The 5387-nt window shown below is 70.8% G+C and carries 5 protein-coding genes, 1 tRNA gene and 1 pseudogene; 3 read left to right on the top strand and 4 right to left on the bottom strand.

All coding sequences use genetic code 11. The annotated features are described in order from the left end of the window. From IH13_RS0108585 to IH13_RS0108575, 3 genes and pseudogenes are all read right to left on the bottom strand, one after another. Positions 1-545, bottom strand: a 545-nt coding sequence (locus IH13_RS0108585) for a DUF4383 domain-containing protein (RefSeq protein WP_031082539.1), incomplete at its 3' end; no start/stop codon positions are given. 252 nt (positions 546-797) lie between these two features. After that, positions 798-2101 (bottom strand): annotated as a pseudogene (locus tag IH13_RS37000) (hypothetical protein). A gap of 70 nt (positions 2102-2171) precedes the next feature. Then, positions 2172-2945 carry a DUF4097 family beta strand repeat-containing protein gene (locus tag IH13_RS0108575; RefSeq protein WP_031082537.1) on the bottom strand — a complete coding sequence of 258 codons (774 nt, stop codon included), beginning with the start codon at positions 2943-2945 and terminating at the stop codon, positions 2172-2174. A gap of 297 nt (positions 2946-3242) precedes the next feature. Here IH13_RS0108575 and IH13_RS0108570 point away from each other — a divergent pair. Further along, a tRNA-Val gene (locus IH13_RS0108570) sits at positions 3243-3317 on the top strand. Positions 3318-3417: 100 nt separating this feature from the next. Here the strand turns inward: IH13_RS0108570 and IH13_RS0108565 are convergent. Beyond that, entirely contained in the window at positions 3418-4485 is a 1068-nt protein-coding gene (locus tag IH13_RS0108565; RefSeq protein ID WP_051835803.1) for a tyrosine-type recombinase/integrase, read from the bottom strand. On the opposite strand from IH13_RS0108565, the gene IH13_RS42140 reads away from it, so the two are divergent. Continuing rightward, positions 4475-4804 carry a transposase gene (locus IH13_RS42140; RefSeq protein WP_110084984.1) on the top strand — a complete coding sequence of 110 codons (330 nt, stop codon included), beginning with the start codon at positions 4475-4477 and terminating at the stop codon, positions 4802-4804. The genes IH13_RS0108565 and IH13_RS42140 overlap by 11 nt on opposite strands. Then, positions 4801-5387, top strand: a 587-nt coding sequence (locus tag IH13_RS42135; protein WP_037841015.1) for an IS3 family transposase, incomplete at its 3' end; no start/stop codon positions are given. The genes IH13_RS42140 and IH13_RS42135, both read left to right, overlap by 4 nt.

Genomic DNA, 5387 nt, shown 5'->3' with positions numbered 1-5387 from the left:
CTGCCGTACATGCCGAACGTCATGAGCAGCAGTCCCACGGCGAAGCTGAAGATCACGTTCTGCATGTGGAAGGCGAGAAAGTTCATGCCGGTGCCGAGCAGCGCCAGATTCACGAAGCCGCTGACGACGAACGCGATGCCGAGCGCCATGTTCAGGGTCGAGGCGACGTTGCCGCCGATCACCATGCCGCCGAAGAGCAGCAGCCCGATGCAGATCGACAGCACACTGAGCGTGCCGTTGGTGTTCAGCCCGGCCACGGTGTCGCCGCCGGTGTCGAAGAAGCCGATGCGGTCGATCAGCCCCAGGATGCCGAAGGCGACGAGCACCAGCCCCATCAGCCCGGCCCCGATCCGGTAGACCTGGCCGAGCCGGTGGTCGACCGGCAACTGCTCGTCGAACCGGATCGCTCTGCGCCGCCACCGTCCTGTGGGGCTCGGCGCGGGGGAGCCGGCTGCGTCCGCGGTGTGGGGCCCGGGGTTCTGGGGGCCGGGATTCTGGGAGCCGGTGCGTCGCCGGTGGGGACGCGGGGCGAGGTGCGTGGCCATGGCGGCCTCCTTCGACCGCGTACGGCCGCGGCCTGCACCTTCCGGCGGAGACCCGGTGCGTGTGCGGCCGACGCGTGTACGTGGCGCCGTGTGTACGTACTCCCAGCTTCGACCCGGGGACGGCGAGGGACAAGTTCCGGCCCGGGCCGGCCCGACCCGGCCAGGCCGGGCCCGGTCTTCCGCCTTCCGTTTGCATCGACGGGCCGAGGCGGTCGGCGCGGGCCGAGGTGGGTCGGCGCGGGCCGAGGTGGCTCAGGGGGTGCCGCCGCCCAGCTCCTCGCGGATCGCGGAGACCACCCGGGTCGCCGTCTGCCGCACGGCCTCCGTCTCGGTCAGGAAGTGCCAGTAGTCGGGGTGGCGGCCCTCCAGACCACCGATCGCCCGCTCCAACCGGGCCACCGCGTCGTCCAGGGGACGGGCGTGACGGGGGTCCGGGGTGTGGCGCCCGGTCATGGCGAGCCGCTGGGCGTCCCGGATCGCGAACCGGGTGCGCTCGATCTCCGCCTGCGGGTCCTTCGCCACGGCGTTCAGGCGCTGCAAACGGTCACCGGCGGCGGACACGGCGTCGTCCGTGGCGTTCAGCAGGGCCCGGACGGTGCTGAGCCGGGCGGTGGCGTCGGCCCAGCGCTGCTCGGACCGCGCCTGGGCGGCCTCCGTGAGCTTCTCCTCGGCCTGCCGCACGTTGGCCGCCGCCTGCTCGGGGACGGGCTGGAGGTCCTGCCAGCAGGCCGCCGAGTAACGTCGCCGCAGCTCGCTCAGGACGGGCTCGACCTGCCCGGTGCGCGTCGTCAGCGCCTGCGCCCGGGTCCGCAGGGACACCAGCCGGCGGTCGATGTGTATAAGAGACAGGTCTCGGGCACGCCGTGCCGGCCGGCGCCCTGGTTCAGCTTGGTCAGCTCCGGGGCGAGTGCGGCCAGTCGCGCCGCGAGGTCGTCGGCGCGCAGCCCGGAGGCCCGGACCGCGTCCAGGGCGTTGCTCGCCCCGAGCAGGGCCTGGCGGGCCCGCTCCACCGCGGGGGCGAGCCGGGCCAGCTGCGTCTCGGCGCTGCCCAGGAGCGGCCCGAGCCCCTGGGCGAAGCGGTCCAGCTCGCCCTTGACCCGCACCAGGTCGTCCTTGGCCCGGGTCAGCTGCGTCTTCGCGGCGGCGGCGACCGACTGCTCCAGGTCGTCACGGTCGAGGTCGTGCTCGTCGACGGCGGTGATGTAGGTATGGCTCGCCTCGTCGATCCGGCGCCCCAGCGCGGCGAAGTCGTCCACCGCCTTGCGGGCCCGGGGCGAACTGTCCACCGCGGTGATCGTCTCGATGGAGATCCTCAGGTCCCGCTGGGCCGTGTCCAGCTCGTAGAACGCCGCGGCGGCGGCGTCCTTCGCCGCCTGGGCGTCGGCGCGCTGGCTCTCCCCGCGCCCGCCGAACCAACGCCGGGTCCCCCCGCCGGCGAAGGCGCCCGGCAGGGCGGCGGCGACCAGGGGCACCGGCAGCAGCATCAGCGCCAGGACGTCCCGGACGGCCCTGCCGCCTCTCTCCCGCACCTGCGGCCGCGCGTGCGTCGCCGTCACATCCCTCTCCCGTGCCGATTCGCCCTGCCCGGTTCATTCTCGCACCAGTAAGGACGAACAGGGGGGCCGGTTAGTTCGCCCTTCGCACGGTGACTTGCCCGTTGTCGCTGCTCGCCTTCACGACGTGGGGGCTCTTGTCGCTGCGGGGGACGTCCACGGAGACGTCCCCGTTGTCGGCCGAGGCGGACACGGCGTACTCCTGGCCCCCGGCCGGCAGGTCGACGGTGATGCTCCCGTTGTCACTGACGACGTCCACCAGATCCGGCACCTTCGTGAACCCGAGCTTGACCGACCCGTTGTCCGCCCGTGCGGTCACGGACGTCCCCGTGTACCGCTCGGCCCGGACGGCCCCGTTGTCGCTCTTCAGGTCCAGCGGCCCGCTGCAGTCCCGTACGGTGACGCCACCGTTGTCGGAGGAGACCGAGAGCCGGGTGTCGAAGCCCGTCGCGGTGATCTGACCGTTGTCGGCGTCCACGGTCAGTTCGAGCCCCCGGGGCACCTTCACCTGGTGTCGGGACTCGCAGTTGCTGATCAGCGCCCGGCACTTCACCCGGAACGTCAGCTTGTCGCCCTCCAGCTTCCAGGACGGCTTCGGACCGCTGCCGAGCAGGGCCCACCCGTCGACCTGGCGGGTCACCTCGATCTCCTTCACGTCGGCGGGCACGACGTCCACGACGGAGTTCTCCGCGTCGATGGTGAGGGACGTGCCGCTGTACGCGAACGACTTGTTCTCCACAGGCGCGTCCTCCACGTCCGCGCCGCCGCAGCCACTGAGAGCGGCGACGAGGAGCACGGTGCCGCCGGTGGCCATGAGTGCCGTCTTGGTGCCGGTACGGATGGTCATGATGATCAAGTCCCCCTGGGAAGCGCTGCCGGTATGGCCCTACGGTATTCAGCCGCACCACCCCGCGACGATCCGGACGGCTACCGTCCCGGGGGTGGGGATATCCCCCGCACACAGGGAGCGCGGCACCGCGCGTACGCCCCGACCGGGGCGCGGCCCCCACGCCACGCGCCGCCTCGACGCGCCCCACGCCCCCTGTCCGGCGGGGCGGCACGGGAGCGTGGGGCGGGGCGGGAGCGCCGGGACTACCGATTGCCGCTGCGGGGCCCAGGCCATGTAACCTGTTGGCTCATCCACGGGTGCGTAGCTCAGGGGTAGAGCGCTGCTCTTACAAAGCAGATGTCGGCGGTTCGAAACCGTCCGCGCCCACCAGCAGTAAGCACGACAAAGGCCCAGGTCACCGGTACAGAACCGGGAGCCTGGGCCTTGTTCGTTCCTCAGCCGCGAGGGCGGGGGAGAGGCGTCGTGCCAGTCACGTGCGAGATGCGTCGTCGGGCTCTGCCGGCCGGGCCTTTCTGATCTGCTCGTCGACGTGGGCGGCGATCGCGTGGTCACGGCCGTTCACCAGGTGTTGGTAGATCAGCGCGGCACGTACCGACGAGTGGCCCATCCGCTGCATCAGCTCACGCGTGGTCGCACTGCCGGTCGCGGCGAGGGTGTTCCCGGTATGGCGCAGATCGTGGAAGTGGACGTCTTCCAGGCCGGTCGTCTCCAGGGCCCGCAGCCACAGGCGGCGGAAGTTGTTCCGGCGAAGCTGTCCGCCCCTCGCTCCCGTGAAGAGCAGCCCGGTTCGACCCGGCTCGGCGTAGGCCGCGAGGTGCGCAGCCAGGCTCTCCGTCAGCGAGGCGGGGAAGGCGACGGTCCGCACGCCTGCCGCGCTCTTGGGCGCCTTGACCAGGATGCCGTCCGAGCGGGTCTCGGCCAGGGCACGCCGTACGGCGACTGTCCGCCGTTCGAGGTCGACGTCATGGCGCTGGAGCGCAGCGAGCTCCCCGAAGCGGAGGCCGGTGAAGGCCGCCAGGAGGATGAACACCCGGAAGCGCGCCGGCACGGCGTCGGCGAGCTGGAAGACCTCAGTGACATCGAGGAAAGGCCGCTCTGCTGTCTTGGCCGCCCCAGCGCCCTTGATACGGCAGGGGTTGCGCTGGATCACCTCGTCGTCGACCGCGGTGTTCATGATGGCGCGTAGGATTTGATACGCCTTGGCGACTGTCGCCTCACCGACGCCGGACTCCAGGAGGCCGGCGCGCCAGCGGCGGATCTGCGGTGTGGTGATCTCGCTCAGGACCACGTTCGCGAAGGTAGGCAGGATGTGGAGGCGTAGCGCGCTGCCGTTGCGTTCGCGGGTGGTCGCCGCGTAGTCGCGCTCTCCGAACCAGGCGTCGGCGTAGACCCCGAATAGGACCTTGTCGTCCGGGTTCTTCCACCGGCCGTCGAGGATCTCCGCTTCCTTGCGGACGAGCCACCGATCAGCTGAGCTGAACCGGGTTTCGTAGCGGCCCTGAAGCCGGGCATGATTGATCCGGCAGATGGGAAGCACAGGTCTGATGCCTGCACCCCGGAAGTATCCCGACGAGCTCCGCGAGCGAGCCGTCCGTGAAGTACAGAACTCTGGCCGTCCGGTCGCCCACGTGGCCCGAGATCTCGGGGTCCACAAGGAAGCCTTGCGCCTGTGGGTCCGCCAGGCCGAGGCCGACCACGGCAGCCGGCCCGACCTGCTCACCTCCGCCGAGCGAGCCGAGCTCGTACAACTCCGCAAAGAAGCAGCAGAGTTGCGAAGGGCGAACGAGATCCTGAAGGCCGCCAGCGTGTTTTTCGCAAAGGAGCTCGACCAGCCCCGCACGAGGCCGACGCGGTGATCAACCACCTCCGCGATGACTTCGGGGTCGAGCCCGTCTGCCGGGAACTGAACCTGTCAGCCTCTGCCTACAACGCTCGCCGCCGGCGTCCGAAGTCCGCACGCCGGCAGCGCGACGACCACCTCGTCGAGGAGATCCGCCGCATCCACAACGGCTCCGGCGAGACCTACGGAGCCCGACGCATCCACCGACAGCTGCGGCGCGAAGGCATCGCGGCAGCCCGCTGCACCGTCGAGCGGCTGATGCGCGAGGACGGCCTGGAAGGCGTCATCCGCGGGCAACGCCGCCGCACCACGATCCCCGAACCGTCCGCCCCGAGACCACCCGACCTGGTCAACCGGCACTTCAGGGCCAACCGCCCGAATCAGCTCCGGGTCGCGGACCTGACCTACATCCGCACCTGGTCGGGATGGGTCTACGTCGCCTTCGTCCTGGACGTGTACTCCCGGATGATCGTCGGATGGCAGCTCGCCACCCACATGCGCACCGATCTCCCGCTCGACGCACTGGAGATGGCCTTGTGGCGGCGAGGTATCAGGAAGGGCTCGGAACTCATTCATCACAGCGACCGCGGCGCCCAAGG

Origin of the sequence: Streptomyces sp. NRRL WC-3549, from assembly GCF_000721935.1 — a bacterium.
Lineage (GTDB): Bacteria > Actinomycetota > Actinomycetes > Streptomycetales > Streptomycetaceae > Streptomyces.
The sequence above is the reverse complement of the archived record's forward strand: the minus strand, read 5'-3'. Positions and strand labels throughout refer to the sequence as shown.

Bases quoted from the DNA above. Each gene is read 5' to 3' on its own strand.
- IH13_RS42140 (WP_110084984.1), top strand. From the start codon at position 4,475: ATGGGAAGCACAGGTCTGATGCCTGCACCCCGGAAGTATCCCGACGAG.
- IH13_RS0108575 (WP_031082537.1), bottom strand. From the start codon at position 2,945: ATGACCATCCGTACCGGCACCAAGACGGCACTCATGGCCACCGGCGGC.